The following is a 23,121-nucleotide window of genomic DNA, read 5'->3' as shown; positions in this document are numbered from 1 at the left end:
GCGCAGCGGGCCGCGCGATGCCGCGGCGGGTCGATCCCGCGGCTTAGCCCTCTTCCGTCATCCATCCGATCAGCGCGGCCCGGTCGCTGTCCTCGACCTTCACGCCTTCGCGGGCGCAGGCGCTGAGGATCACGCCGCAGGTCAGGGCCACCAGGTCCTCGACGCCGTGCGGGCCGGCCTCGGGCTCGAAGCCGTGGAAGACCAGGGTGCGCAGCAGGCGCAGGCACTGGTCGCGGCTGACGGGCTGCTGCTGGCGCTGGCAGTGCTCGTGCATGGCCTGGGTGACGGCGCCCAGGCTGTAGGGCTTGAGGCTCAGGGCCTGAGCCAGGCCTTCGAGCTGCGCGCGGTACTGGGCCGGCTTGAGCGCCGGCAGGCCCACGGCGTCGAGCAGCGGGGCCACGCTGGCGCGCAGCGGGTGGGCTGGCTCGGTGGCCAGCCCGGGCAGGCTGTGGCGGCTGGGGTCCAGGGCATAGCCGACCAGGGCCTGCCAGACGATCTGCACGCCGGGCAGCGAAAGCGCGTCCAGCAGCTTCTTCCAACTGCCGTGGCCGAGCCAGTGCACCTCGATGCCGGGCAGCCGCGCGCGGGCGATCTGGGCCAGGCGGGCGGCCGGGATCGGCGCTTCCGCCGCAGCCACTTCCTCGACGATCAGGCGGCTGAGCTGCTCCAGCATCGGCCCGTGGCCGGCGGCTTCGCCGGCCGGCAGCGGCGGATGCAGCGGGCTGAAGCCGACGGGCGGGCGCGGCGCGGCGGGCGGGGTTGCGGATGGGCTGGCGGGGAGGGGGGCGGTGAAAGGGCCCGCCGCCGCGAGGGCGCCCGGGCCGGCCGGCGCAGCGCGCAGCATGCGGCGCGGGTCGACCATGGCATTGAGCTCGCGGTCGATGCGCAGCGGGTCCAGCGGCAGGCTCTTGAGCAGGGCGAGGAAGGTGCCCTTGCCGGCCCAGTCGCTCAGCGGCAGCTCGGGCACCTGCACGGCCAGGGCCTTGGTCAGCGCCGGCAGCGGCACCGGCTGCTCGGCCCGGTCCATCACCCGCCAGACGACGGCTTCGGCCTGGGCCATCACGCTGTCGAGCGAGCTGGCCGCCAGGTCGGGTTCGCCGTCCTGCACGCCCAGGGCTTCGCGCAGGAAGGCCTCGGCGTCGATGATCAGGTCGGCCGAGGCATCGTAGGACGCCGAGGTGGCGCCGGCCGCGAAGACGGTGGTGCGGCGGTCCTCGCGGCGCAGCTTGCGCAGCACGGGGGTGAAGTCGGCATCGGCCGAGAAGACGATGAACTCGTCGTAGCGGGTGGCCGACTGCAAGACATCGATGATGTCCAGCACCATGTGGATGTCGGTGCTGGTCTTGCCGGCGGCGGTCATGGGCGGGCAGTCGACGATCTCGAAGCCGGCGCGGCTGAAGCCGATGCGAAAGCGCTTGTAGGGCTCGGGGTTCAGGTAGCAGCGCCGCACCAGGATGCGCCGCTGCGAGCTGCCCTCGGCGCCGGGCGGCCGCGCCAGCGTCTGCACCAGCCAGTCCAGCCAGCGGGTGGGCTGGCGGGCGAAGGCCTCGGCATAACTGGGGCCGAGCCGGCTGAGTCCGGTGAAGACGTTGTCGAAATCGACGAAAAGGGCAGATCGCATGGCAGGCGGGGGCAGGGGCAGGGCCCGGGGCCGCGGCGGGCGGCCGGGGCCGGGAACGGCGGCAGTGTCGGGCATGGCGGGTCGCAGCCCGCCCGGGGGCGATGCCGGCGCAGGGCGGTCGGGCGGCGTGCGCCCCGGCCCGACAATCCGTGCCGATGACGACGGCCCCCCTGTTCCCCGCCCTGTTCGCCCCGCCGCCTGCGGCCGATGCGCCACCGCGCGAGCGTTTCCTGCATGTGCTGCGCGCGGTGCTGGCCTCGGGCCAGTTCCGCAAGCTGCTGCTGTCGGCGCCGGTGGGCGAGGGCGGCGAGGAGGCCGAGGCCGTCGAGCGCCTGACCGTGCGTGCCCTGCTGCTGCGCGGCGAGCCGGCGCTCAGCTTCCTGTGGCGCCACCGCAGCAAGGACATCACCAAGAACCATGCGCCCGAAGCCGGCCTGGCCGAGCTGGCTGAGCTGCTGGGCACACGCTTTCGCAATGCGCACCTGCACACCGCCACCGAGGAGTTGCAATTCGCCGTGAGCCGCAAGGGCCGCGAGAGCCTGCGTCGCAGCCGCATCGCCACCGCGCCAGCGTCATCGTCCGCGCCGGACCTGGGCCTGGGCGCCGAGGCCTCGGATGCGCCCGCGCCCGCGCCGGAGTCGAACCATGCCCTGCAAGCCCCCTCGGCCGCCCCGGCCGGCGCAGCGCCCCAGCCCGAGGCCGCCCCCGCGCATGACAAGGCCAAGGTCCGGCCGCTGGCCCTGGGCGATGGCGTCTGGCGCGGCCTGGGCCTGACACACTTGGTCAAGGGCCAGCCCGCCCTGGTGCCGGCCATGGCCCGCAAGTGGAAGCAGATCAACCGCTTCGTCGAGATCCTGGCCGCCGCGGTGGAGGAAGCCGGCCTGCACGGCCCCGGATCCGGGCCGATCCGGGTGGCCGACTTCGGCGCCGGCAAGGGCTACCTGACCTTTGCCGTGCACGACTGGCTGCGGCGCCAGGGCTTGCAGCCGCGCGTGACCGGCCTGGAGCTGCGCGAGGACATGGTGCGGCTCTGCAATGCCCTGATCGCCGACGAGCAGTTGCAGGGCATCCGCTTCGACCAGGGCGATGTGCGCACGCAGGCCGTGCAGCCGCTGGACGTGATGATCGCCCTGCATGCCTGCGACATCGCCACCGACCATGCCCTGCATGTCGGCCTGCAAAGCGGCGCCCGCATCATCATGAGCTCGCCCTGCTGCCACAAGGAGCTGCGCCCGCAGATGCGCCTGCCGCCGGTGCTGCGGCCCATGCTGCAGCACGGCATCCACCTCGGTCAGGAGGCCGAGATGGTCACCGATGCCCTGCGTGCCCTGCTGCTGGAAAGCCAGGGCTACCGCACCCAGGTCTTCGAATTCATCGCGCTGGAGCACACCCGCAAGAACAAGATGATCCTGGCCGTGAAGGCCCGCGGTGCGGCAGCCCAGGCCCTGGCCGCGCGCCGGCCGGAGCTGCTGGCGCAGATCGCCGAGATCAAGCGCTTCTACGGCCTGCGCGAGCAGCGTCTGGAGCAGTTGCTCACGGCCTGAGCCGGCGCCCCGGTGCGCGCCGCCGAAGCCCCCGCCAAACCCCCGCCACGGCACCCCGGCCGGCCCGCCGCGACACTCCGCGCATGCCGGCTCCCCCCGTCCAAGTGCTGTGGTTCAAGCGCGACCTGCGCGTGCAGGACCATGCTCCCCTGGTCCGCGCCGCCGCGGCCGGGCCGGTGCTCGCGCTCTGGGCCGACGAGCCCGCGCGCTGGGCGCAAGACGATGCCTCGCTCTTCCACTGGGCCTTTGCCGAGGACTGTCTGCGCGAGCTGGACGCCGCCCTGCGCAGCCTGGGCGGCGCGCTGTGGCGCTGGCCGGGCGAGGTGGAGGGCGCGCTCGAAGCCCTCCTCGCCCGCCACAGCCGCTTCGCCCTGTGGAGCCATGAAGAGACCGGCAACGCCTGGACTTTCGACCGCGACCGCCGCGTGGCCGCCTGGTGCCGGGCCCAGGGCGTGAGCTGGACCGAGCTGCCTTCCAACGGCGTCGTTCGCCGCCTGAAGAGCCGCGACCAGTGGTCGCGCCTGTGGATGGCCCGCATGGGCCCGCCGCCGCTGGATCCGCCCGGTCGCCTGCGGCCGGTCGAGCCGCCGGAGCTTGGCGCCGCAGGGCCCGCCCCCTTCGGCGAGGCCGAGCTGCCGCCGGCCCGCCAGCGTGGTGGTCGGTCGGCCGGCCTGGCCCTGCTGCAAAGCTTTCTGCACGCACGCGGCCGGCCGTACCGCGCGGCCATGTCCGGGCCGATGCTGGGGGCCGAGGCCTGCTCGCGCCTCTCGCCCCACCTGGCCTGGGGCACGCTCAGCGTGCGCGAGGTGCTGCATGCCGCCCTGGCCCGCCGCGCCCACTGGCTGGCCCAGGCGCCCGCCGAAGAGGCCGGCCGCGCCGAGCGGCGCGACTGGCTGGATGCGCTCAAGAGCTTCGAATCGCGCCTGCACTGGCAGAGCCATTTCATCCAGAAGCTGGAGAGCGAGCCGGCCATCGAATGGCGCCATGTGCACCGCGGCTTCGACGGCCTGCGCCCGCATGAGGACGGCAGTCCGCTGGCGCCCGAGGCGCAGGCCCGCCTGGACGCCTGGGCGACCGGCCGCACCGGCTACCCCTTCGTCGACGCCTGCATGCGCAGCCTGGCCGCCACCGGCTGGCTCAACTTCCGCATGCGCGCGATGGTGATGAGCTTCGCCAGCCAGTTGCTGTGGCTGCACTGGCGCGCGCCCGGCCTGCACCTGGCGCGCTGCTTCACCGACTACGAGCCCGGCATCCACTGGCCGCAGGTGCAGATGCAGAGCGGCGTGACCGGTATCAACACCGTGCGCATCTACAACCCGGTCAAGCAGTCGCGCGACCAGGATCCGCAGGGTGACTTCATCCGCCGCTGGGTGCCCGAACTGGCCCGCTTGCCCGATGCCGCGATCCATGCGCCCTGGGAGCTGCCGCCGCATGCCCTGGCGCCCTATGGCGTGGTGCTGGGCCCGGGCGGCAGCTACCCGGCGCCGATCGTCGAGCTGGCCGCGGCCATGGCCGCCGCCCGCGAGGCCGTGCACACCCGCAAGGCCCAGCCCGCCGTGCGGGCCGAGTCGCAGCAGGTCTACCAGAAGCACGGCAGCCGGCATCCGGGGCGGGAGGGCCGGCGCCGGCCGACCCGCGGCCAGGCGGCGCTTCAGCCCGCCGAGGCCCCGGTGGCGGTGCAGCGCGGGCTGTTCGACCTGGACTGAGCGTCGCGCAGCCCGGCCTCAGCCGCCCGCCTGTTTGCCGCGGGCCGCGGGCCGCAGCAGCCGGCGCGCCGGGTCCAGGGCCTCGACCAGGGCCTGCTCGACCGGCGCGGGTTCGCCGGCCACCCAGCTCGCCAGCAGCTCGCCGGCCAGGGCCGACCAGGTCAGGCCGCGCGAGCCCAGGCCGCCGAGCAAGTAGAGCCCGCCTTCGGCGCTGCGCCAGCGCGGCCAGTGCGCGACGCTGCGCGGCACCGGGCCGGACCCGGCCCCGGCGCGGGGCAGGGCGCCGACCCAGGGCAGGCGGTCGGGCGTGGTGGCGCGCCAGCCGACGCGGCCACGCGCGGCCTCCAGCGGGCCGATGGCTTCGGGTGCGCAGCCCAGCAGGCCGGCGAGGCGCGCGCGGTTGTGGTCATGGTCGGCCCGGCGCAGGGCGGGATCGGGGTCGTCGTGCTGGCTGGTCGCGCCGGTCCAGAGCCAGCCCTCGATCGGCGGCATCGCATAGCCCGCGCCCGACAGGGCACAGCGCGGCACCGGCAGGCCCGGCGGCAGCGGCCAGGCGCTGAGCTGGCCGCGCACCTGGCCCAGCGGCCCCAGCGCGGCAGCCGCGGCCTCGCCCAGCGAGGCACGCAGCAGGCCCGGGATGGCCCCGGCAGCGGCCAGCACCAGCACCGGTGCGCGGGCGATCTCCTCGCCCTGCGGGTCGAGCAGGCGCCAGCCGGCGCCCTCGTCGCCGACGGGTGCGAAGCGGGCGACGCGCTGGCTTCCGACGAACTGCACGGCCCCCGGCGCGGCATCGGCCAGGAAAGCCGCGCAGACCTCGGCCGGCGCCAGCCAGCCGCCCTGCGGATAGCACCAGGCGCCGGGCGGGGGCTCGCCGGGCGTGGCCAGCGGCAGGCCGCAGCGGGCGGCGGCCTGCGGGCCGTCCAGCCAGTCCAGCACGGTCGCAGGCAGGCCGGCGCGGGCGCGCTGGGCGGCGGCGCTTACGCCGTCCAGGCGTGGCTCCAGGCGCAGGAAGCCGTCCAGCGCACCGCGCACGCGGCCGGCGGCCAGCCAGGGCGCGGCCACCTGGGCCATGCGCAGCGCGGCGGCGCGGTGGGCGCGGGCATGCAGGCCGTCGTCGGGGCTGAAGGTGGCATGCATCAGCCCGGCCGGGTTGCCGGAGGCGCCGGCGGCCGGCTGCGCCGCGGCATCGACCAGGGTGCAGGCCCAGCCCGCCCGCGCCAGCGCCCAGGCCGCCGCGCAGCCGGCCAGGCCGGCGCCGACGATCACGGCGTGGCGGGCCGCTGCTGGCCGAGGGGCGCTGCGGGCGGGCTGGGCCGGCGCGGCGGGCCGGCCCGGGCGAATCGGCGCGATGCCTTCGGACGCGCCCGCCGGCAGGCCCGGCGGCGCCGGCGGCACATGGACCGGGCGGTAGACCGCTTCCAGAACCTCGCCCTGGCTTGCGGCCCCCGAGGGGCGGAGGATCAGGAAGCCGGCTTCGCGCAGTGCGTCGTGCAGGGTCTGGTGCAGGGGGGCGAAGCCCGTCCGGCTGGCCGCGCGGGCGCCGGGCCGGCAGCGCCGGGCCAGGGTGCGGATCAAGCCGGGCGAGGCGACCGCTGCCTCGCCCTTCGCCCCCGGGCTGTCGAGCAAGAGGCCATCGACCGTCGCCAGCAGGCCGCGCGCCAGGGCCTCGGGCTCGCCAAAGCCCAGTTGCAGCAGCACGCGCCCGCCCTCCAGCTCCAAGCGGTGCCAGCCGGGGCTGGCCGGCGGCCAGGCCTTGAGCAGGGCCGTCACCCGTTCATCGGCGGGGTGGGTGGCGGCCAGCGCGCGGGCCAGGGCGTCCCGGCCGGGCGGCTGGGCTTCCAGCACGAGGTACGTCAGGCGCTGCGGCCGCTGCGGGTCGGCCCGCCAGGCGGCCCAGACGGCGAGGAAGCTCCGGCCCAGGCCGAAGCCGGTTTCCAGCAGCACATGGCGCGCGCGGCCGGCCCAGGCCGGCGCGCCCTCGTCCGGCGGCGCTTGCAGGCCCAGGCCGCGCAGGAGGCCGTCGTCCGCCTGCGCGGCCGCTGCGGCTGCGCCCGCGGGCTCGGCCGCTTCCGCCGCCGCGGGCAGGCCGTCGGCAGTTGGGTCGGTGGGGGCGGGCGGGGGGGCGGCAGGCATGAAAAAGGGCAGCCGAAGCTGCCCCTGCAGGTGGCGCGGAGCGGGAGCCCTCAGACGCGCTTCTTGTACTCGTGGGTGCGGGTGTCGATTTCGATCTTGTCGCCGTTCTCCACGAAGGAGGGCACGGGGATCTCGAAGCCGGTGCCGACGATGCGGGCGGGCTTCATGACCTTGCCCGAGGTGTCGCCCTTGACGGCCGGCTCGGTCTCGATCTCGCGGACCACGGTGGTCGGCAGTTCGACCGAGATGGCCTTGCCGTCGTAGAACACCACTTCGACGGCCATGTTGTCTTCGAGGTAGGAGATCGCATCGCCCATGTTCTCGGCTTCCACCTCGAACTGGTTGTACTCGGCATCCATGAACACATACATCGGGTCGGCGAAGTAGGTGTAGGTGCACTCCTTCTTGTCCAGGATGATCTGGTCCATCTTGTCGTCGGCCTTGAAGACCACTTCGGCGCCGCCGCCGTTGAGCAGGTTCTTCATCTTGATCCGCACGGTGGCGGCGCCGCGGCCGCCGCGGCTGTATTCCGTCCGCAGGACGACCATGGGGTCCTTGCCTTGCATGATCACGTTGCCGGCGCGGATTTCCTGAGCGAGTTTCATCGGTGAACCTTGGGGTTGGGCCCGCGGGCCGAAGGCCGCGGCGGGGACGGCCCGGTCACCGCCCGCCAAGGGGGTGCCGCGCGTCGATCGAAAAGCCCGCAAGTTTAGCCGAGCGCCTGACCCGCCGGACCATGGGCGGCACGCCACAGCGTCTGGGCCAGGTCGCCATCGGTGTCGACCCGGGCTTGCAGCCGGGCGCGCAGCGCCTCGGCCTGCGCGGCCCAGGCGGCATGGCCGGGCTCGCCGGGGCCCAGGCCCAGCAGGGCGGGCACGGCTGGGTCGGCCAGGCCGTTCCAGCGTGCGAAGGCGGCCCGCAGGGCCTGTGCAAGCTGCGGCGTCGCGCCGGGCAGCAGCACGCGGTCGAGGAAGGCCTGGAGCTTCACCGCATGCGCGTCCTCGTCCTGCGGATAGAGCTGCCAGAGCATTGGCTGGCCGGCCCAGAGGGCGCGCGCCAGCGAGTCCTCGCCGCGCACCAGGTTCAGCGCGCAGGCGGCCAGCAGGCGGTCGAAGCCGGCCTGGCTCAGCCAGGGCAGGGCGATCAGGCGCAGCGCGCCGCGGTCGACGGCCTCGCCAGGCGCCAGCGGCCGGCCCAGCCAGGCGGCGGCCTGCTCGGTGGCATGGCCGGGGGTGAGCAGCAGGTCGAGGGGCTGCGGGCCGCCGGCCCAGGCGGCGAGCTGGGCGGGCAGCGCCGCCTGCGGGTAGCCGAAAAGGCTGATCGCCGGCACGCCGGGCCGGGCGGCGCCGTCGCTGGCCTCGGCCCGTACGGCGGCCGGGTCGAAGCCGGTGCCCGGGTCGGCCGGCAGCGGCCCGCGCATCAGGCCGCCGGTGGCCGGGGTGAAGCCGGGGTAGAAGAACCATTTGTCGAGCCCGGCGCCGGGCCCGCTGGCCTGCGGCGAGCGCAGGCCGTGACTGCGCTCGACATAGGTTTCGGCGCTCAGGTATTCGAGGTTCAGCCAGAGCGGGGCCGGCTTGGACGGGAGGGGGTCAGTGCCCGCATCCGCAGCCCGCGCCGGCACCGCGCCCGGCGCATGCTGGCCGGCGGCCGCCAGGCGCGCGGCCATCGCGGCGACGAAGCCGGCCGGCGGGTCGCAGCCGAAGGCCTCGACGACGACCTCGCCCGGGGCTTCAGCCGCCTGCGGCTCGCGCCAGGGCAGCACGCGCACGCCGGGGCAGCCGCCGGGCGCCATCCAGGCCAGGGCGCGGGCATCGTCCACCCAAAGCCGCACCTGGGCGCCGAGCGCGGCCAGGCGCGTGGCCAGGCGCCAGCAAACGCCCAGGTCGCCATGGTTGTCGATCACGCGGCAGAACAGGTCCCAGCGCGGGCCGGGGGCAGGGGAGGCGGGCAGGGGCGGCGGCACGGTGCGGGGCGTGGACGGGGCTTAGGTGGGGCTTGGGTGGGGCTTGGGTGGGGCGAGGGTGGCGTGCGTGCGAAGAAGGGCTTGCGAGGACGGGCTTGCGAGGACGGGCGGGGACAGGCCATCGGCTCGTCGCCGGACGCCCGACCCGGCGGCTCTGCGGCAGGCCGGCCGCAGGCGGCGCCAGGGGCTGTCCGGCCGGGCCGGCGAAGGCCGCATTGTTGCGGCCCACAATGCGCGCCGATGAGCGATTCCGACCCGCGCCCCGATGCCGTGCCGCCCGCCGCCGCGCCGGTGGCGGCTGCCGTGACCGTGCCGCGCCGCGACCCGGCGTCCGCCCCGCCCGCCGACCCGCCCGCCGAACCGGCGCGCGATGCCGCCCGCTGGCAGGCCCTGCTCGACGAAGTGGCCGCGCTGCCGGCCCTGCCCGGCGTCTACCGCTACTTCGACGCCCAGGGCGGCGTGCTCTATGTCGGCAAGGCCCGCAGCCTGAAGAAGCGCGTCAGCAGCTACTTCCAGAAGGACCATGGCGGCAGCCGCATCGGCGTGATGGTCGGCCGCATCGCGCGGATGGAGACGACGGTGGTGCGCTCCGAGGCCGAGGCGCTGATCCTCGAAAACAACCTCATCAAGACGCTGAACCCGCGCTTCAACATCCTCTTCCGCGACGACAAGAGCTACCCCTATCTGCGCATCACCGGCGTGCGCGGCGGCACCAGTCGCAGCGAAGCGGCGGCCCGCCGCGAGGGCGCCACGCCCAGCCCGGTCGCCTACCCGCGGATGACCTACTACCGCGGCGCGGTCGACAAGCGCCACCGCCACTTCGGCCCCTACCCCAGCGCCTGGGCGGTGAAGGAGACCATCCAGCTCCTCCAGAAGGTCTTCCGCCTGCGCACCTGCGAGGACACGGTGTTCGCCCACCGCAGCCGGCCCTGCCTGCTGTTCCAGATCAAGCGTTGCTCGGGGCCCTGCGTGGGCGAGATCGACGCGCTGGACTATGCCGAGGACGTGGCCCGCGCCGAGCGCTTCCTCGACGGCGACACCGAGGCCGTCGTCGCCGACCTGCAGGCGCGGATGATGGAACACGCCGAGCGCATGGCCTACGAGAAGGCGGCCGAGCTGCGCAACCAGATCGGTGCCCTGTCCAAGGTGCTGCACCAGCAGAGCATGGAGGACACCGCCGACGGCGCCTTCGACCGCGATGCCGACGTGCTCGCCGTCGTCGTGCAGGGCGGTCGCGCCTGCGTGAACCTGGCCATGGTGCGCGGCGGCCGGCACCTGGGCGACCGGCCGCACTTCCCCAGCCACATCGAGGACGCCGCCGCGCTCTTCGGCGCCCTGGGCCAGGAGGATGAGCCGGTCAGCGAAGCCCTGAGCGCCGACGAGGCCCGCCGCCGCGAGGCCGGCCCGCCGGTCGAGCAGCAGGTGCTGGAAGCCTTCCTCGCCCAGCACTACCTGGCCGAGGCCGGCGGCGAGCCCGCGCCCATCCCGCCGCTGCTGGTGCTGAGCCATCCGGTCGACAAGACCCTGGTCGAGGCGCTCAGCCTGGCCGCCGGCCGCCGCATCGCGACCCAGCACCAGCCGCGCGACCAGCGCCGTGCCTGGCTGGACATGGCGATCCAGAACGGCCGCCTGAAGCTCGCCCGCCTGCTGGCCGAGGAAGGCTCGCAGCAGGCCCGCACCCGGGCCCTGGTCGAGGCCCTGGACCTGGCCGTCGAGCCGCTGGAGCGCCTGCGCATCGAGTGCTTCGACATCAGCCACACCGCCGGCGAGGCGACCCAGGCGAGCTGCGTCGTCTTCGAAGCCCATGCCATGCAGAGCGCGCAGTACCGCCGCTACAACATCGACGGCATCACCCCCGGCGACGACTATGCGGCCATGCGCCAGGTGCTGCTGCGCCGCTACGGCAAGCTGGCCGAGGCCCTGCGCCGCGACAAGGGTGGCGAGGGCGCCGACAGCCCCGCCCCCAGCGGCCGCGAGCGCCTGCCCGACCTGGTGCTGATCGACGGCGGCAAGGGCCAGATCGGCGTCGCGCGCGAGGTCTTCGAGCAGCTCGGCCTGGACCTGGGCCTGCTGGTCGGCGTGGAGAAGGGCGAGGGCCGCAAGGTCGGCCTGGAGGAACTGGTCTTCGCCGACGGCCGCGAGAAGGTCTACCTGGGCCACGACTCGGCCGCGCTGATGCTGGTGGCGCAAATCCGCGACGAGGCCCACCGCTTCGCCATCACCGGCATGCGCGCCAAGCGCGCCAGCGTGCGCACCGGCGGCAGCGCGCTGGAGGAGATTCCCGGCGTCGGCCCGCGCAAGCGCGCGCGCCTGCTGCAGCGCTTCGGCGGCGTGCGCGGCGTGGCGGCGGCCAGCGTCGACGAGCTGGCCACGGTCGACGGCATCTCCCGCGCCCTGGCCGAAACCATCCACCAGGCCCTGCGCTGAAGCCGCGGTCCGGCCGGGAGCCGCCATGCCCCCGCGCCGACCCCGGCTTCACGCGGGCTTCAGGCGCGGGCGGGCACACTGGAACTTCACTGTCCGGCCCGCTGGGCCCGAGGAGCGCCTGCATGCCCCATCGCCCCGAACGCCTGCTGCGGGCCCTGCCCTGGGCCGGCCTGGTCCTGCTTTTCGCCGGCTGCGCCAGCGCGCCGTCGGTGGCGCCGCCGCCGGTGGTCGACCGCAGCCCGGCCCGCGAGCCCGCCCCCCCGCCCCCGGCGGCCCCGCCGCGGGAGCTGCCGCCCGCCGCCCCGCCGACGGCCCGCGGCCTGCCGCCGCCGGCCACGCCGCGCAGCCTGGACGAGCTGCGCCGCCAGGCGGCGCAGCGCATCGTCGCCGCCCAGCCCGGCGCGGTCTACGACGGCCCGCCGCCCGAACCCCTGCTGGCCGTGCCGGTGCTCAAGGTCGAGCTGCATGCCGATGGCAGCGTGCGCCGCATCGAGGTGCTGCGCGAACCGCGTCAGGCCAAGGACACCATCCAGACCGCGATCGACGCGGTGCGCCGCGCCGCGCCCTTCGGCGACATGAGCCGCCTGCCGCGGCCCTGGGTCTTCAACGAGACCTTCCTCTTCAATGCCGAGCGCCGCTTCAAGCTGCTGACGCTGGAGCGCTGAAGCCCCCGGGCGGGCTCAGCGGCCCGGCGGGGCGGACGCGCCGGGTGCCTTGGGTGCGTGAGCCGGCGCGGGTGCATGGGCGTGATCGTGATCGTGGTCGTGGTCATGTTCACGGTGGGCCGAGTGCCCGCCGGCTTCGGCCTCGGTGGCCGAGGCGGACAGCGCAGGGGCCGCGGGCGCCGGTGTCGCCTCGTGAGCCCCATGCGACCCATGTGCATGTGCGCCCGGCCCGTGATCATGGTCATGGTCGTGCAGGCCACCGACCAGGAAGGCGATCAACCCCAGGCCGGCGGCGATCCAGCTCAGTTGCTGCACCGTCGCGCGCCAGCTCAGGCGCTTCTGCAACTGCGGGATCAGGTCGGCCACGGCCACGTAGATGAAGCTGCTGGCCGTCAGCACCAGCAGGTAGGGCATGGCGGCCTCGAAGGGCTGGATCGCGAAATAGCCCAGCACGCCGCCGAGCACGCCGGCCAGGCCCGACAGGGCATTGAACAGCAGGGCGCGACGGCGACTGAAGCCGGCATTGAGCAGCACCACATAGTCGCCAACTTCCTGCGGGATTTCATGCGCGATCACCGCCACCGCGGTGGCCAGGCCGACCTGGGTGTCGACCAGGAAGGCGGCGGCAATCAGCACCCCGTCGCAGAAGTTGTGGATGCTGTCGCCGACCAGCACGCTCCAGCCGCCGCGGCCGGCCTGCTCGGCGTCGAAGCCGTGGTGGTGGTGGTGGTGCGGGTCGTCGCCCTCATGATGGTGGCTGTGGCGGTAGAGCTCGGCCTTCTCCAGCAGGAAGAAGAAGAGCAGGCCGCCGAGCAGGGTCAGGAACAGGGCCTGCGGTGGCGGGCCTTGCTCGAAGGCGGTGGGCAGCACATGCAGCAGCGCGCTGCCAAGCAGCACGCCGGCCGAGATGCTGACCAGATGCTTCACGATCACCGGCAGCACTTGCAGGGTGAGCGCCGCGGCCACCAGCACCGACAGCACGCCCCCGGCAAGGGTGGCCAGCAGGATCCAGCTGAGCGTCATTGGGGAATCCGGAGGGAGAAAGCAAAAACGCGCCCGGCGGGTGCCGTGGCGCGGAGCGGGCCATGTCCTGCATGACCATCGAAAGATCTTAGCGAGGCTGTCAATGGGTCCGGCGCGAAGCCGGTGGCGCCTGCGCGTCACCGGGCGGGCATGGGCCAACGCGACAATGCCCACATGCTCCCGACTGCCGACACCCAAGCGAACGACGCCCTTCCCGCCCTGCTGGCCGCCATCGACATGGGCTCCAACAGCTTCCGCCTGGAGCTGGGCCATTTGCAGCGCGGCCGCTACAAGCGCGTCGAGTACCTCAAGGAAACGGTGCGCCTGGGGGGCGGCCTCGATGCCCAGGGCTGCCTCACCGAGGAAGCCCAGCAGCGCGGCCTGGCCTGCCTGGCCCGCTTTGCCGAACGCCTGCGCGGCGTGCGCGTGGCCGGCGTGCGCGCAGTCGCCACCCAGACCCTGCGCGAGGCGCGCAACCGCGATGCCTTCCTGGCCCGCGCGCAGTCGGTGCTCGGCCATCCGATCGAGGTGATCTCGGGCCGCGAGGAGGCCCGGTTGATCTTCGCCGGCGTGGCCCGCATCCAGCCCAGCGAAAGGCCGCGCCTGGTGATCGACATCGGCGGACGCTCGACCGAGATGATCCTCGGCCAGGGCCGCACGCCGCGCCGGGCCGAGAGCTTCAAGATCGGTAGCGTCAGCCTGTCGATGCAGTACTTCGGCGACGGCCGCTTCACGGCCGAGGCCTTCCGTGCCGCGCAGATCGCCGCAGGGGCCGAGCTGGAAGAGGCCCTGACCCTGTTCGCCCCGGGCCAGTGGGCCGAGGCGCTGGGCTCCTCGGGCACGGCCGGCGCGGTCTCGCAGCTCCTGGCGGCCAACGGCATCAGCGACGGCACCATCACCCCGGCCGGCCTGCGCTGGTGCATGGAGCAGTGCCTGGCGGCCGGCCGCGTCGAGGCCATCGCCCTGCCGGGCCTGAAGCCCGAGCGCCGTGCGGTGCTGGGCGGCGGCCTGTCCATCCTCTACACCCTGGCGATGCAGTTCGGCATCGATGCGCTGCACCCCACCCGCGGTGCGCTGCGCCAGGGCGTGATGTTCGACCTGGCCGACCGGCTGGAGGCCGCGTCGCGCGGCGACCGGCGCGGCCCGCAGGACATCCGCGATGCCTCGGTCGCCGAGTTGCAGCGCCGCTTCGGCGTCGACTTGCAGCAGGCCGAGCGGGTGCGCCTGCTGGCCCTGCGCCTGCACGATGCGGTGGCGCCGGCCGGCCCGCTGGCGGCCGTGTCCGAAGGCGTGCGCGAGCTGGGCTGGGCCGCGGCCCTGCACGAGATCGGCATGTTCGTCTCGCACCACGACCACCATCGCCACAGCGCCTACTTGCTGGCCCATGTCGATGCGCCGGGCTTCTCGCAAAGCCAGTTGCGCCGGGTGGCCGAACTGGTGCTGGGCCATCGCGGCGACCTGCGCAAGCTCGACCATCTGGGCGAGGAAAGCCTGAGCTGGCGCGTGCTCTGCCTGCGGCTGGCGGCCATCCTCTGCCATGCGCGCATCGCGCCGCCCAAGGCCGAGGCGGTGCAGCTCACCCGCCAGCGCGGCGGCGCCCGCCTGAGCCTGGCGCCCGGCTGGGCCGCCAACCATCCACGCAGCCTGCACCTGCTGCAAGAGGAGGTGCAGGCCTGGGCGGTGGTCGAGGGCTTGCAGCTACAGCTTCAGCACTGAGAAGGTGAGTCGCCGGGCCCGGCTCAGAGCAGGTCCGGCCCCTGCATGGCTTGCAGCAGCACCTGCGGCTGGGGCGAGCCGCCGCCCTCGGGCTCGCGCACGCGGTAGCGCAGCCACCAGACGGCGCCCTTGCGCACCGACCAGTCCAGTTCGCTGCCGGCCAGCAGGCGCGCGGCCAGCCGGCCCAGGGTGGGCTGATGGCCGCAGATCAGCACCGGCTCGGCGGACTGCGGCCAGCGTGCGGCGGCCAGCAGGGCCTCGGGCTCGGCGTCGGGCGCCAGCTCGGCCACGGTGCGGAAGGGCCGGCCCAGCGCGCGCGCGGTCTGCTGGCAGCGCAGGGCCGGGCTGACGAGCAGTCGCGTGCTTTCCGCCAAGCGCAGGTTCAGCCACTCGGCCATGCGCTGGGCCTGGCGCTCGCCCTTGGGCGTGAGCGCGCGCTCCAGGTCGGTCTGGCCCTCGCGCTGCAGATGAGCCTCGGCATGGCGCCAGAGGATCAGGTCCATGCCGCGCGCCCGCACCATGGGCGTGGCTTCAGGCACCCAGGGCCTGCATCAAGCGGCGCTGCGCACCGCGCGGGGCCTCGCCCGCGGCAGGCTCGACACGCTGGTAACGGCCGTCGGCGGCAAGCTGCCAGGCGTCGAGGCTGTCGTCCAGGTAGAAGTCGAGGCATTCCTCGATCACGCGCCGGCGCAGGGCCGGATCGCGCACCGGCCAGGCCAGCTCGATGCGGCGCAGCATGTTGCGGCTCATCCAGTCGGCGCTGCTGAGGTAGAGCAGTTGCTCGTCCTCGCCCTCGCCCCAGCAGAACCACAGCACCCGGGTGTGTTCGAGGAAGCGGCCGACGACCGAGCGCACCCGCACGTTCTCGCTCAGGCCCGGCAGGCCGGGCGGCAGCATGCAGGCGCCCCGCACGATCAGGTCGACATGCGCACCCGCCTGGCCGGCCGCGGCCAGGGCATGGGCCAGGGCCGGGTCGGTGAGGGCATTGATCTTGATCACCATGCGCGCACCCGGCACGCCGGCCCGGGCGGCAGCACCGACCCGGCCGATCAGCTCGATCAGCCGCGCATGCATGTGCTGCGGCGCCAGCAGCAGGCAGCGCGGCCGCGGCAGCTCGGTCTGGCTGGCGAGCTGCTGGAACACGCCGTGCGCGTCGGCCGTGATCGCCGGGTCGGCGGTCAGGAAGCCGGTGTCGGTGTAGAGCCGCGCGGTCTTGGGGTTGTAGTTGCCGGTCGACAGGTGCGCATAGTGGCGCAGCAGCGGGCCGTGCTCGCCGGCCTCGCGGCGGGTGACGAGCATCAGCTTGGCATGGGTCTTGAGCCCGACGATGCCGTAGACCACCTGGGCGCCGACGGCCTCCAGCCGCTCGGCCCAGTTGATGTTGGCTTCCTCGTCGAAGCGGGCCTTGAGCTCGACGACGGCCATCACCTCCTTGCCGCGGCGGGCTGCTTCGATCAGCAGCTCCATCAGCACGCTCTCGCTGCCGGTGCGGTAGATGGTCTGCTTGATCGCGAGCACATCGGGGTCGTGCACGGCTTCGCGCAGGAAGGCGACCACCGGGTCGAAGCTCTGGAAGGGGTGGTGCATCAGCACGTCGCGCTGCTGCAGCGTGGCGATGATGCTGCCGCCCTGGCCGCTGCGCGGCAGCTCGGCCGGCCAGCCGGCTTCGAAGGGCGCAAAGCGCAGGGCCGCCGCGCCTTCGGGCAGCACGCTGTCGTCGACCTGGTCGATGAGCTGGTTCAGCCGCACCAGGTTGACCGGGCCGTTGACCTTGTAGAGCGCGGCCTCGGGCAGCTCGAATTGCTGCAACAGGAAGTCGGTCAGCTCGTCGGGGCAACTGCTCACCACCTCCAGCCGGATCGCGCGGCCGAAGTGCCGCGTGCTCAGCGAGGAGCGCAGGGCCTGGCGAAGGTTGGCCACGTCTTCCTCGTCGACTTCCAGGTCGGAATCGCGGGTGACGCGGAACTGCGAGAAGACCTCGACCTCGCGGCCCGGGAAGAGCTCGGCCAGGTGGGCGCGGATCACGCTGGAGAGCATCACGAAGACCTGCTCGCCCGGCTTGCACAGCGCGGCCGGCAGGCGGATCACGCGCGGCAGCACGCGCGGCACCTTCAGGATGGCGATGCGGTTCTCGCGCCCGAAGGCGTCGCGGCCGCCGAGCTTCATGATGAAGTTCAGCGCCTTGTTGGCGACCTGCGGGAAGGGGTGCGAGGGGTCGAGGCTGACGGGCATCAGCAGCGGCCGAACCTGCGTCTGGAAGAAGCTGTCGACCCAGGCGCGCTGCTTCGCATCGCGCTCGGCATGGTTCAGGATGAAGATGCCCTGCTGCTTGAGCGCCGGCATCACCACATCGTTGAAGGCGCTGTACTGGTCGCGGATCAGGGCATGCGCGTCCTCGACGACGCTGGCCATCTCGCGCGCCGTGATGCCGCTGTCGGGCAGGCGGGCGGCCTCCAGCACGTCAGCGAAGCGAACCTCGAAGAACTCGTCGAGGTTGGAGGAGACGATGCAGACGTAGCGCAGGCGCTCCAACAGGGGCACGTCCTCGCGCAGGGTCTGGGCCAGCACGCGGCGGTTGAACTCCAGGATGGAGCGTTCGCGATTCAGCAGCACGAGCTTGGGTGCAGCGGGGCTGCGGCTGGCCGTTGACGTGCGGCGGACACGGGGCGCGGCCGCAGGGCGGACTGTCGGAGTACGGGCAGGCATCAATCCAGTTTATGACGCGTCCGCGACGTTTTCGTGACGGATGACGCAGCCTGCATGACAGGGCCGGAGGTGCTGCAGGAAGCGCTGGGTGACATGGTCCCAGTCGAAGTTCGCGGCGCGCGCCAGGGCGGCTTCGCGCGGCAGGCGGGCGGCGGCCAGGGCGGCGGCCCGCAGGTCGGTGTCGAGCACGCCGCCGCTGCGCTCGGGCGGCTCGCGGCCGATGACATCGAGCGGGCCGGCCTCGGGATAGGCCGCGACCGGCGTGCCGCAGGCCAGGGCTTCGAGCATGACCAGGCCGAAGGTCTCCGAGCGGCTCGGGAAAACGAAGGCATCGGCCGCGCTGTAGATGGCCGGCAGTTCCGCGCGGGCGACGATGCCGCGCCAGTGCACCTCGGGGTGGGCGGCCTTGAGCGCAGCCTCGCGCGGGCCGACGCCGTAGACGACCTTGCTGCCGGGCAGGTCCAGTTCGAGGAAGGCCTCCAGGTTCTTCTCCCAGGACACCCGGCCGACATAGAGCCACACCGGCCGCGGCAGGCCCAGGTCGGCGCCTTCGACAGGGCGGAAGAGCTGGCGGTCCACCCCATGCGTCCACGGCCGCAGCGCGGCAAAGCCGTGGGCCTGCAGGATGGCGAGCATGCCTTCGGTCGGCACCATCACGCCGGCCGAGGGCGCGTGAAAACGGCGGAACAGGGCATAGCCCCAGCGCGAGGGGATTTTCAGCGCCTGCGCCAGGATGTCCGGGAAGCGGGTGTGGAAGGCCGTGGTGAAAGCCCAGCCGCGCCGCAGCGCATGGCGCCGCGCGGCCCAGCCCAGCGGGCCCTCGGTGGCCAGGTGCAGGGCATCGGGCTGGAGCGCGTCCAGGCGCTCGCGCAGCGCGCGGCCGGCGCGCCAGGCCAGGCGGATTTCGGGGTAGCCGGGGCAGGCGATGGTGCGGAAGTCGCCCGGCTCGATCACCGTCACCTGATGGCCCAGCGCGCGCAGGCGCTGCACCAGCTCGACCAGGGTGATGACAACGCCGTTGACCTGCGGCGCCCAGGCGTCGCTGACGAGGACGAGATGCATGCGGCCGGCCCTCAGCGCAGGGCCGGCACGGCGGCGGCCTGGCGCACGGCGCGCCGGGCGGCGGTGGCGCGCTCGCTCCAGTCCAGGATCTCCAGGCGGCCGTCGGGATGCTCGACCAGGGCCGTCATGCTCTCGACCCAGTCGCCATCGTTGGCATAGAGCACGCCATCGATCTCGCGCAGCTCGGCATGGTGGATGTGGCCGCAGACGACGCCTTGCAAGCCGCGGCGCCGGGCCTCGCGGGCCAGGGCCTCTTCGAAGTCGCCGATGAAGCTGACCGCGCGCTTGACCTTGAGCTTCAGGTACTTCGACAAGCTCCAGTAGGGCAGGCCCAGCCGCGCGCGCAGGCGGTTGAAGTGGCGGTTGACCTTGAGCGTCAGCTCGTAGGCGCGGTCGCCTACATGCGCCAGCCAGGCGGCGCACTGGATCACGCCGTCGAACAGGTCGCCGTGGGTCACCAGCAGGCGCCGGCCGTCGGCCAGGCGGTGCACGGCTTCGTCCACCACCTCGATGCCGCCGAAGTTCAGGCCCAGGTACTTCCGCGCGAACTCGTCATGGTTGCCCGGCACGAAGACCACCCGCGTGCCCTTGCGCGCCTTGCGCAGCAGCTTCTGCACGACATCGTTGTGACCCTGCGGCCAGTACCAACTGCGCTGCAACTGCCAGCCGTCGATGATGTCGCCGACGAGGTAAAGCGTGTCGCACTCGACGGTCTTGAGGAAGTCGAGCAAGGCCGCCCACTGGCAGCCCGGCGTGCCCAGGTGCAGGTCCGAGATCCAGACCGTGCGCACGCGCAGCGAACCCTCCTCGGGGCCGGGCCCGTCCCCGCCCGGTGGCGGCATCACCCCGGCTAGCCATGCGGCTGGCGGCGGGCGCAGCGGGGCGGCGGGCGGCCGGTCCGCGCTGCGGCGAAAGGGGGCGGTGAGCAGCGCACGAAGCATGCGCGCATGGTTGCGGCGCTCGATGACAAGCCTGCGACCTGGCCCCCGGCATGGCGCCTGCAGGCCACAAACACCATGAAAAAAGGCCGCTTGCGCGGCCCTTGCTTCTTGCGGCAGCCCGGGCCGAGGCCCGGGGCGGCTGCGGATCCGGAGAACCGGAATCAGAAGTCGTGCTTCAGGCCAACGCCGAAGATCGAGGTCTTCTCGCCGGCCACGATGCCGCGGTCGACAGCGATCGAGCCCACGACGTTCGCACCGGCGTCCACGTCGGCATGCACGTACTGGACGTACAGGGTGGTGCGCTTCGACAAGGCGTAGTCGTTGCTGATGACGATGTCGTTCGACTTGCCGTTGAACTTGTCGTCGTCGCCGTGGTAGTAGGCCACGGTCAGGGTGTTGGCCGGGTTCCAGGCCCAGTTCACGCCCAGGGCGTAGGTCTGCAGGTCGGAGACTTCGACACCGGCAAGGTTGTCACCGGTGGCTTGGGCGAAGTAGGCCTTGAAGGTCAGGGCGCCGAAGGGCACGGCCACGCCGGCCGAGAAGCGCTTCGTTTCTTCCTGGCCGGTACCCTTGATCAGCTGGTACGAACCCGACACGGTGACCGGGCCGGCGTAGGTGGCACCCAGCGCGACGGTCGAGCCATCCGAGCTTTCGCCAGCGACTTCACCCAGGCCGTAACCAGCGCGCAGGGTCACGGGACCGATGGCGGTGGTGTAGGAGATCAGGTTGCTGGTGAAGATGCCGGCGCCGTTGTTGTTCTGGCCAGCGCCGAGACCGTTCGTGCTCGGGTTCTGGCTCAGGGCGTAGGTCAGCAGGCTGGAGAAGGACTCCTTGAAGCCGCGCGGGTCGGTGCCCAGGTCAGCCAGGATGGCGGGGCTGTACTGACGGCCCAGCAGCACGGTGCCGAAGCTGCCCGACAGGCCAACGTTGGCTTGACGGCCGAAGAGCGAGCTGATGTTGCCCAGGCCGCGGCTGCCGCCGGTGTCGCCACCGAAGTCGCTTTCGAGATTGAACACGGCCTTCAGGCCATTGCCCAGGTCTTCGCTGCCGCGCATGCCCCAGATGCTGGGCAGGATGCCGCCGTTTTGCAACTTGGAAACCGAATCGGTGCCGCCAGCGGTGGCGACATCGCTCACGTATTCAAAACCGACGTCCACGCGGCCGTACAGGGTGACCGACTGGGCTTGGGCGACGCCAGCCAGCGATGCCAGCGCGGCGGCGGCGATCAGAGTCTTCTTCATTGGGTTCTCTCCTCGAGTGGGTAAGACTGCCCTGGCTACTCGCATGAACCAGCGCCGAATGACTTTAGCGCAGGCTTGATGTAAGGCCGCAGCCCCAGGCGCTGTCTTGGTGCAGTTTGTCGCAAGCATGCGACAAGGGTGTTCCCTCCTGGGGGACCGTTGGAACGCCTTGTTTTTCCAGGGACTTGTTCCTGGATGGCACAGCCGCCCTGGGGGCCGGACCGGCAAGCTTGGTGCGCCCGCCTCCTGCTGGTGCGCCAAGCGGTTCAGCGCGCAGACGCCATCTCGGGACCCTGGAGGAAATACTGAGCCAGCAAATCGAAGACCGGCGGGGCTTCGTCCCGCAAGGCTTCGGGATTGAGAAAGAAGGCTTCGGCCGCGACCGGAAAGAATTCCTCGACCGAACTCGCGCCGTAAGGGTCGAGCACCCCCGGCCGGCCTGCGTCGAGCGCGCGCTGCAATTGCGCACGGCCGGCTTCAAGCACTTGGCGCCAGTGGCGGCGCAGGGCCGGGTCGGGCAGGGCAGGCAGGCCGTCGATGGCGCCATTGCCCATGTCGAGCACATGCACGAATTCGTGGATGACGACGTTGTAGGGCCGGCCTTCGGCGTCGGTGCCGGCAGCTTCGACGTCGCGCCAGGACAGCATGATGGGCCCGCCCTCCATGGCCTCACCGGCCAGCACCTCGTCCCAGGCGTGGACGATGCCGTGCTCGTCGGTCCATTCGCGCCGCGCGGTGACTTCGGCGGGATGCATGACGATGCCGACGAAGCCGGCATACGGTGCCAGGCCGAAGTTCAGCACCGGCAGGCAGGCCTGGGCTGCGACGGCAACAGCCATGGCATCGGTCAGCATCAGGCCGCCGGCCGCGCTGAATTCCTTGTCGGCCAGGAAGAGGGTGGCCAGCTCGCGCAGGCGGGCGGCTTCGTCGGCCCGGGCGAGGCGCAAGAAGGGAAACTGCGTCAGCGTGGCTTGCCAGAGCGCGTCGGGAATGGCCCGTTCGCGCAGCAGGCGCGCCTCGCGGCGGGCCCGCAGCCAGCCGATCATGCGTGGTCCGGCGGCAGACGCCGGAAGCCGGTCGCGCTCAGGCGCAGCACCTCGGCGCGCGGGGGCTGGGCATGGTCGCAGTCCCAGTCGCTCAGCACCAGGCGGCGGTGGCGCGGCGAAAGCAGGTGCTCGCCGGGCCGATGGGTGTGGCCATGCACCAGGCAGTCGACCCCGGCCTCATGCAGCCACTGCACGGTGGCGGCATCGTCCAGGTCGGCCCAGGTCTCGGGCTGGCCGGCGGCCTGCCGGGCGCGGCTTGCGGCTCGCATCTGGGCGGCCAGCGCGCGGCGCTCGGCCAGCGGGCGGGCCAGGAAGCGTTCGCGCCAGGCGTCCTGGCGCACTTCCTGGCGGAAGCGCTGGTAGGCCAGGTCTTCCAGGCAGAGCGCATCGCCGTGGCTCAGCAGCACGCGCCGGCCGCAGGCCTGCAAGACGGTGGGGTCGGCCAGCGCGATCAGGCCGCAGTCGCGCACCAGGGCCGCGCCGACGAGGAAATCGCGGTTGCCCGCCATGAAGCCGACGGCGATGCGCGACGAGGCTTGCTGCAACACATCGACGATGCGCCGCTCCCAGCCCGCATGGCGGGCGTCGTCGCCGACCCAGGCTTCGAACAGGTCGCCGAGGATCAGCACCGCATCGGCCGGCGTGTGCCGCAGATGGCTGGCCAGGGCGGCCAGGGTGGCGGGATGGTCGGCGTCGAGATGCAGGTCGGAGAGGAAATCCACCGTCGACCACACCCCCTCCATCGACAGCTCCGAGAAGCGCGGCAAGGCCAGGCTCATCGGGGCGGCTGCGGTGGGTGAGGGCATGGCCGGCGGTCTGCCGATCAGAGCGCGACGGCGCGCTCGATCACCACCGCGTCCAGCGGCACGTCGTCGTGGAAGCCCTTGCGGCCGGTGCGGACCTTCTCGATGGCATCGACCACCTCGGTGCCCGCCACCACCTTGCCGAACACGGCATAGCCCCAGCCGCTGGGCGTGGGCGAGCTGTGGTTGAGGAAGCCGTTGTCGCTGGCATTGATGAAGAACTGCGCGCTGGCCGAGTGCGGATCGCTGGTGCGGGCCATGGCCACGGTGTACTTGTCGTTCTTCAGGCCGTTGTTGGCTTCGTTGGGGATGGAGCCGCGGGTGGGCTTTTCCTTCATGGCGACGTCCATGCCGCCGCCCTGGATCATGAAGCCCTTGATCACGCGGTGGAAGATGACGCCGTCGTACTGGCCGTCCTTCACGTACTGCACGAAGTTCGCGACCGTCTTGGGCGCGCGCTCGGCATCGAGTTCAAGCCGAATCAGACCGGCGGAGGTGTGCAGTTCGACCTGGGTGGACATGGT

18 protein-coding genes are annotated in these 23,121 nt (G+C 72.9%); 5 read left to right on the top strand and 13 right to left on the bottom strand.

Going from position 1 to position 23,121, the window contains the following annotated elements:
* Positions 1-43: 43 nt before the first annotated feature.
* On the bottom strand, positions 44-1,621 hold the full coding sequence (locus tag JI742_RS10140; RefSeq protein WP_201826160.1) for an NYN domain-containing protein: 1,578 nt from the start codon (positions 1,619-1,621) through the stop codon (positions 44-46).
* 155 nt (positions 1,622-1,776) lie between these two features.
* Here JI742_RS10140 and JI742_RS10135 point away from each other — a divergent pair, with 155 nt between their 5' ends.
* Both JI742_RS10135 and JI742_RS10130 read left to right on the top strand, forming a co-directional pair.
* On the top strand, positions 1,777-3,165 hold the full coding sequence (locus JI742_RS10135; protein WP_201826158.1) for a class I SAM-dependent methyltransferase: 1,389 nt from the start codon (positions 1,777-1,779) through the stop codon (positions 3,163-3,165).
* Between the two features lie 83 nt (positions 3,166-3,248).
* Complete coding sequence (locus JI742_RS10130; protein ID WP_201826156.1) at positions 3,249-4,871, top strand: cryptochrome/deoxyribodipyrimidine photo-lyase family protein; 1,623 nt, start codon at positions 3,249-3,251, stop codon at positions 4,869-4,871.
* 18 nt (positions 4,872-4,889) lie between these two features.
* Here the strand turns inward: JI742_RS10130 and mnmC1 are convergent, their stop codons facing one another.
* The 3 genes from mnmC1 to earP form a co-directional block, all read right to left on the bottom strand.
* Positions 4,890-7,004: an FAD-dependent 5-carboxymethylaminomethyl-2-thiouridine(34) oxidoreductase MnmC1 gene (gene mnmC1 / locus JI742_RS10125; protein WP_201826154.1), complete on the bottom strand. Its 2,115-nt coding sequence runs from the start codon at positions 7,002-7,004 to the stop codon at positions 4,890-4,892.
* Positions 7,005-7,054: 50 nt separating this feature from the next.
* On the bottom strand, positions 7,055-7,609 hold the full coding sequence (efp, locus tag JI742_RS10120) for an elongation factor P (protein ID WP_182662114.1): 555 nt from the start codon (positions 7,607-7,609) through the stop codon (positions 7,055-7,057).
* A 104-nt stretch (positions 7,610-7,713) separates the two neighbouring features.
* Positions 7,714-8,967, bottom strand: coding sequence for an elongation factor P maturation arginine rhamnosyltransferase EarP (earP, locus tag JI742_RS10115; protein ID WP_350309651.1), 1,254 nt, complete (start codon positions 8,965-8,967; stop codon positions 7,714-7,716).
* Positions 8,968-9,207: 240 nt separating this feature from the next.
* On the opposite strand from earP, the gene JI742_RS10110 reads away from it, so the two are divergent.
* Together JI742_RS10110 and JI742_RS10105 are read left to right on the top strand one after the other, a co-directional pair.
* Positions 9,208-11,394, top strand: coding sequence for an excinuclease ABC subunit UvrC (locus tag JI742_RS10110; protein WP_201826152.1), 2,187 nt, complete (start codon positions 9,208-9,210; stop codon positions 11,392-11,394).
* 122 nt (positions 11,395-11,516) lie between these two features.
* Complete coding sequence (locus JI742_RS10105) at positions 11,517-12,059, top strand: hypothetical protein (RefSeq protein ID WP_201826150.1); 543 nt, start codon at positions 11,517-11,519, stop codon at positions 12,057-12,059.
* Between the two features lie 15 nt (positions 12,060-12,074).
* Here JI742_RS10105 and JI742_RS10100 read toward each other — a convergent pair whose 3' ends face one another.
* Positions 12,075-13,082, bottom strand: a complete 1,008-nt coding sequence (locus JI742_RS10100; RefSeq protein ID WP_201826148.1) for a ZIP family metal transporter — start codon at positions 13,080-13,082, stop codon at positions 12,075-12,077.
* 174 nt (positions 13,083-13,256) lie between these two features.
* Between JI742_RS10100 and JI742_RS10095 the strand changes: the two genes are divergently transcribed.
* A complete protein-coding gene (locus JI742_RS10095; RefSeq protein WP_201826146.1) occupies positions 13,257-14,798 on the top strand; it encodes a Ppx/GppA phosphatase family protein in 1,542 nt (513 codons plus the stop codon).
* A gap of 23 nt (positions 14,799-14,821) precedes the next feature.
* Here JI742_RS10095 and JI742_RS10090 read toward each other — a convergent pair whose 3' ends face one another.
* The 8 genes from JI742_RS10090 to JI742_RS10055 all read right to left on the bottom strand — a co-directional run bounded on the left by JI742_RS10090 (position 14,822) and on the right by JI742_RS10055 (position 23,118).
* A complete protein-coding gene (locus tag JI742_RS10090) occupies positions 14,822-15,301 on the bottom strand; it encodes a SixA phosphatase family protein (protein ID WP_201826561.1) in 480 nt (159 codons plus the stop codon).
* 28 nt (positions 15,302-15,329) lie between these two features.
* Positions 15,330-17,504 (bottom strand): polyphosphate kinase 1, encoded by a 2,175-nt coding sequence (gene ppk1, locus JI742_RS10085; RefSeq protein WP_201826144.1) that lies wholly within the window; start codon positions 17,502-17,504, stop codon positions 15,330-15,332.
* Positions 17,505-17,513: 9 nt separating this feature from the next.
* On the bottom strand, positions 17,514-18,566 hold the full coding sequence (locus JI742_RS10080; protein WP_201826141.1) for a glycosyltransferase family 4 protein: 1,053 nt from the start codon (positions 18,564-18,566) through the stop codon (positions 17,514-17,516).
* Between the two features lie 11 nt (positions 18,567-18,577).
* Positions 18,578-19,408 (bottom strand): UDP-2,3-diacylglucosamine diphosphatase, encoded by an 831-nt coding sequence (locus JI742_RS10075; RefSeq protein ID WP_236677000.1) that lies wholly within the window; start codon positions 19,406-19,408, stop codon positions 18,578-18,580.
* Between the two features lie 260 nt (positions 19,409-19,668).
* Entirely contained in the window at positions 19,669-20,748 is a 1,080-nt protein-coding gene (locus JI742_RS10070; RefSeq protein ID WP_201826136.1) for a porin, read from the bottom strand.
* Between the two features lie 266 nt (positions 20,749-21,014).
* On the bottom strand, positions 21,015-21,794 hold the full coding sequence (locus tag JI742_RS10065; RefSeq protein WP_201826134.1) for a M90 family metallopeptidase: 780 nt from the start codon (positions 21,792-21,794) through the stop codon (positions 21,015-21,017).
* Positions 21,791-22,600, bottom strand: a complete 810-nt coding sequence (locus tag JI742_RS10060) for a UDP-2,3-diacylglucosamine diphosphatase (protein ID WP_236676854.1) — start codon at positions 22,598-22,600, stop codon at positions 21,791-21,793. The genes JI742_RS10065 and JI742_RS10060 overlap by 4 nt, the downstream gene beginning before the upstream one ends.
* A 17-nt stretch (positions 22,601-22,617) precedes the next feature.
* Entirely contained in the window at positions 22,618-23,118 is a 501-nt protein-coding gene (locus tag JI742_RS10055) for a peptidylprolyl isomerase (RefSeq protein WP_201826132.1), read from the bottom strand.
* Between the last annotated feature and the right edge of the window lie 3 nt (positions 23,119-23,121).

Source organism: Piscinibacter lacus (genome assembly GCF_016735685.1).
GTDB classification, from domain to species: domain Bacteria; phylum Pseudomonadota; class Gammaproteobacteria; order Burkholderiales; family Burkholderiaceae_C; genus Aquariibacter; species Aquariibacter lacus.
This window is presented reverse-complemented; position numbering and strand designations above follow the sequence as displayed.

Coding starts and splice junctions, on each gene's coding strand:
- JI742_RS10105 (WP_201826150.1), top strand. CDS start 11,517: ATGCCCCATCGCCCCGAACGCCTGCTGCGGGCCCTGCCCTGGGCCGGC.
- efp (WP_182662114.1), bottom strand. CDS start 7,609: ATGAAACTCGCTCAGGAAATCCGCGCCGGCAACGTGATCATGCAAGGC.
- JI742_RS10080 (WP_201826141.1), bottom strand. CDS start 18,566: ATGCATCTCGTCCTCGTCAGCGACGCCTGGGCGCCGCAGGTCAACGGC.
- JI742_RS10090 (WP_201826561.1), bottom strand. CDS start 15,301: ATGGACCTGATCCTCTGGCGCCATGCCGAGGCTCATCTGCAGCGCGAG.
- JI742_RS10095 (WP_201826146.1), top strand. CDS start 13,257: ATGCTCCCGACTGCCGACACCCAAGCGAACGACGCCCTTCCCGCCCTG.
- JI742_RS10135 (WP_201826158.1), top strand. CDS start 1,777: ATGACGACGGCCCCCCTGTTCCCCGCCCTGTTCGCCCCGCCGCCTGCG.
- JI742_RS10060 (WP_236676854.1), bottom strand. CDS start 22,600: ATGCCCTCACCCACCGCAGCCGCCCCGATGAGCCTGGCCTTGCCGCGC.
- JI742_RS10075 (WP_236677000.1), bottom strand. CDS start 19,408: ATGCCGCCACCGGGCGGGGACGGGCCCGGCCCCGAGGAGGGTTCGCTG.
- JI742_RS10130 (WP_201826156.1), top strand. CDS start 3,249: ATGCCGGCTCCCCCCGTCCAAGTGCTGTGGTTCAAGCGCGACCTGCGC.
- JI742_RS10065 (WP_201826134.1), bottom strand. CDS start 21,794: ATGATCGGCTGGCTGCGGGCCCGCCGCGAGGCGCGCCTGCTGCGCGAA.
- JI742_RS10070 (WP_201826136.1), bottom strand. CDS start 20,748: ATGAAGAAGACTCTGATCGCCGCCGCCGCGCTGGCATCGCTGGCTGGC.
- JI742_RS10140 (WP_201826160.1), bottom strand. CDS start 1,621: ATGCGATCTGCCCTTTTCGTCGATTTCGACAACGTCTTCACCGGACTC.
- JI742_RS10110 (WP_201826152.1), top strand. CDS start 9,208: ATGAGCGATTCCGACCCGCGCCCCGATGCCGTGCCGCCCGCCGCCGCG.
- JI742_RS10055 (WP_201826132.1), bottom strand. CDS start 23,118: ATGTCCACCCAGGTCGAACTGCACACCTCCGCCGGTCTGATTCGGCTT.
- ppk1 (WP_201826144.1), bottom strand. CDS start 17,504: ATGCCTGCCCGTACTCCGACAGTCCGCCCTGCGGCCGCGCCCCGTGTC.
- JI742_RS10100 (WP_201826148.1), bottom strand. CDS start 13,082: ATGACGCTCAGCTGGATCCTGCTGGCCACCCTTGCCGGGGGCGTGCTG.
- mnmC1 (WP_201826154.1), bottom strand. CDS start 7,004: ATGCCTGCCGCCCCCCCGCCCGCCCCCACCGACCCAACTGCCGACGGC.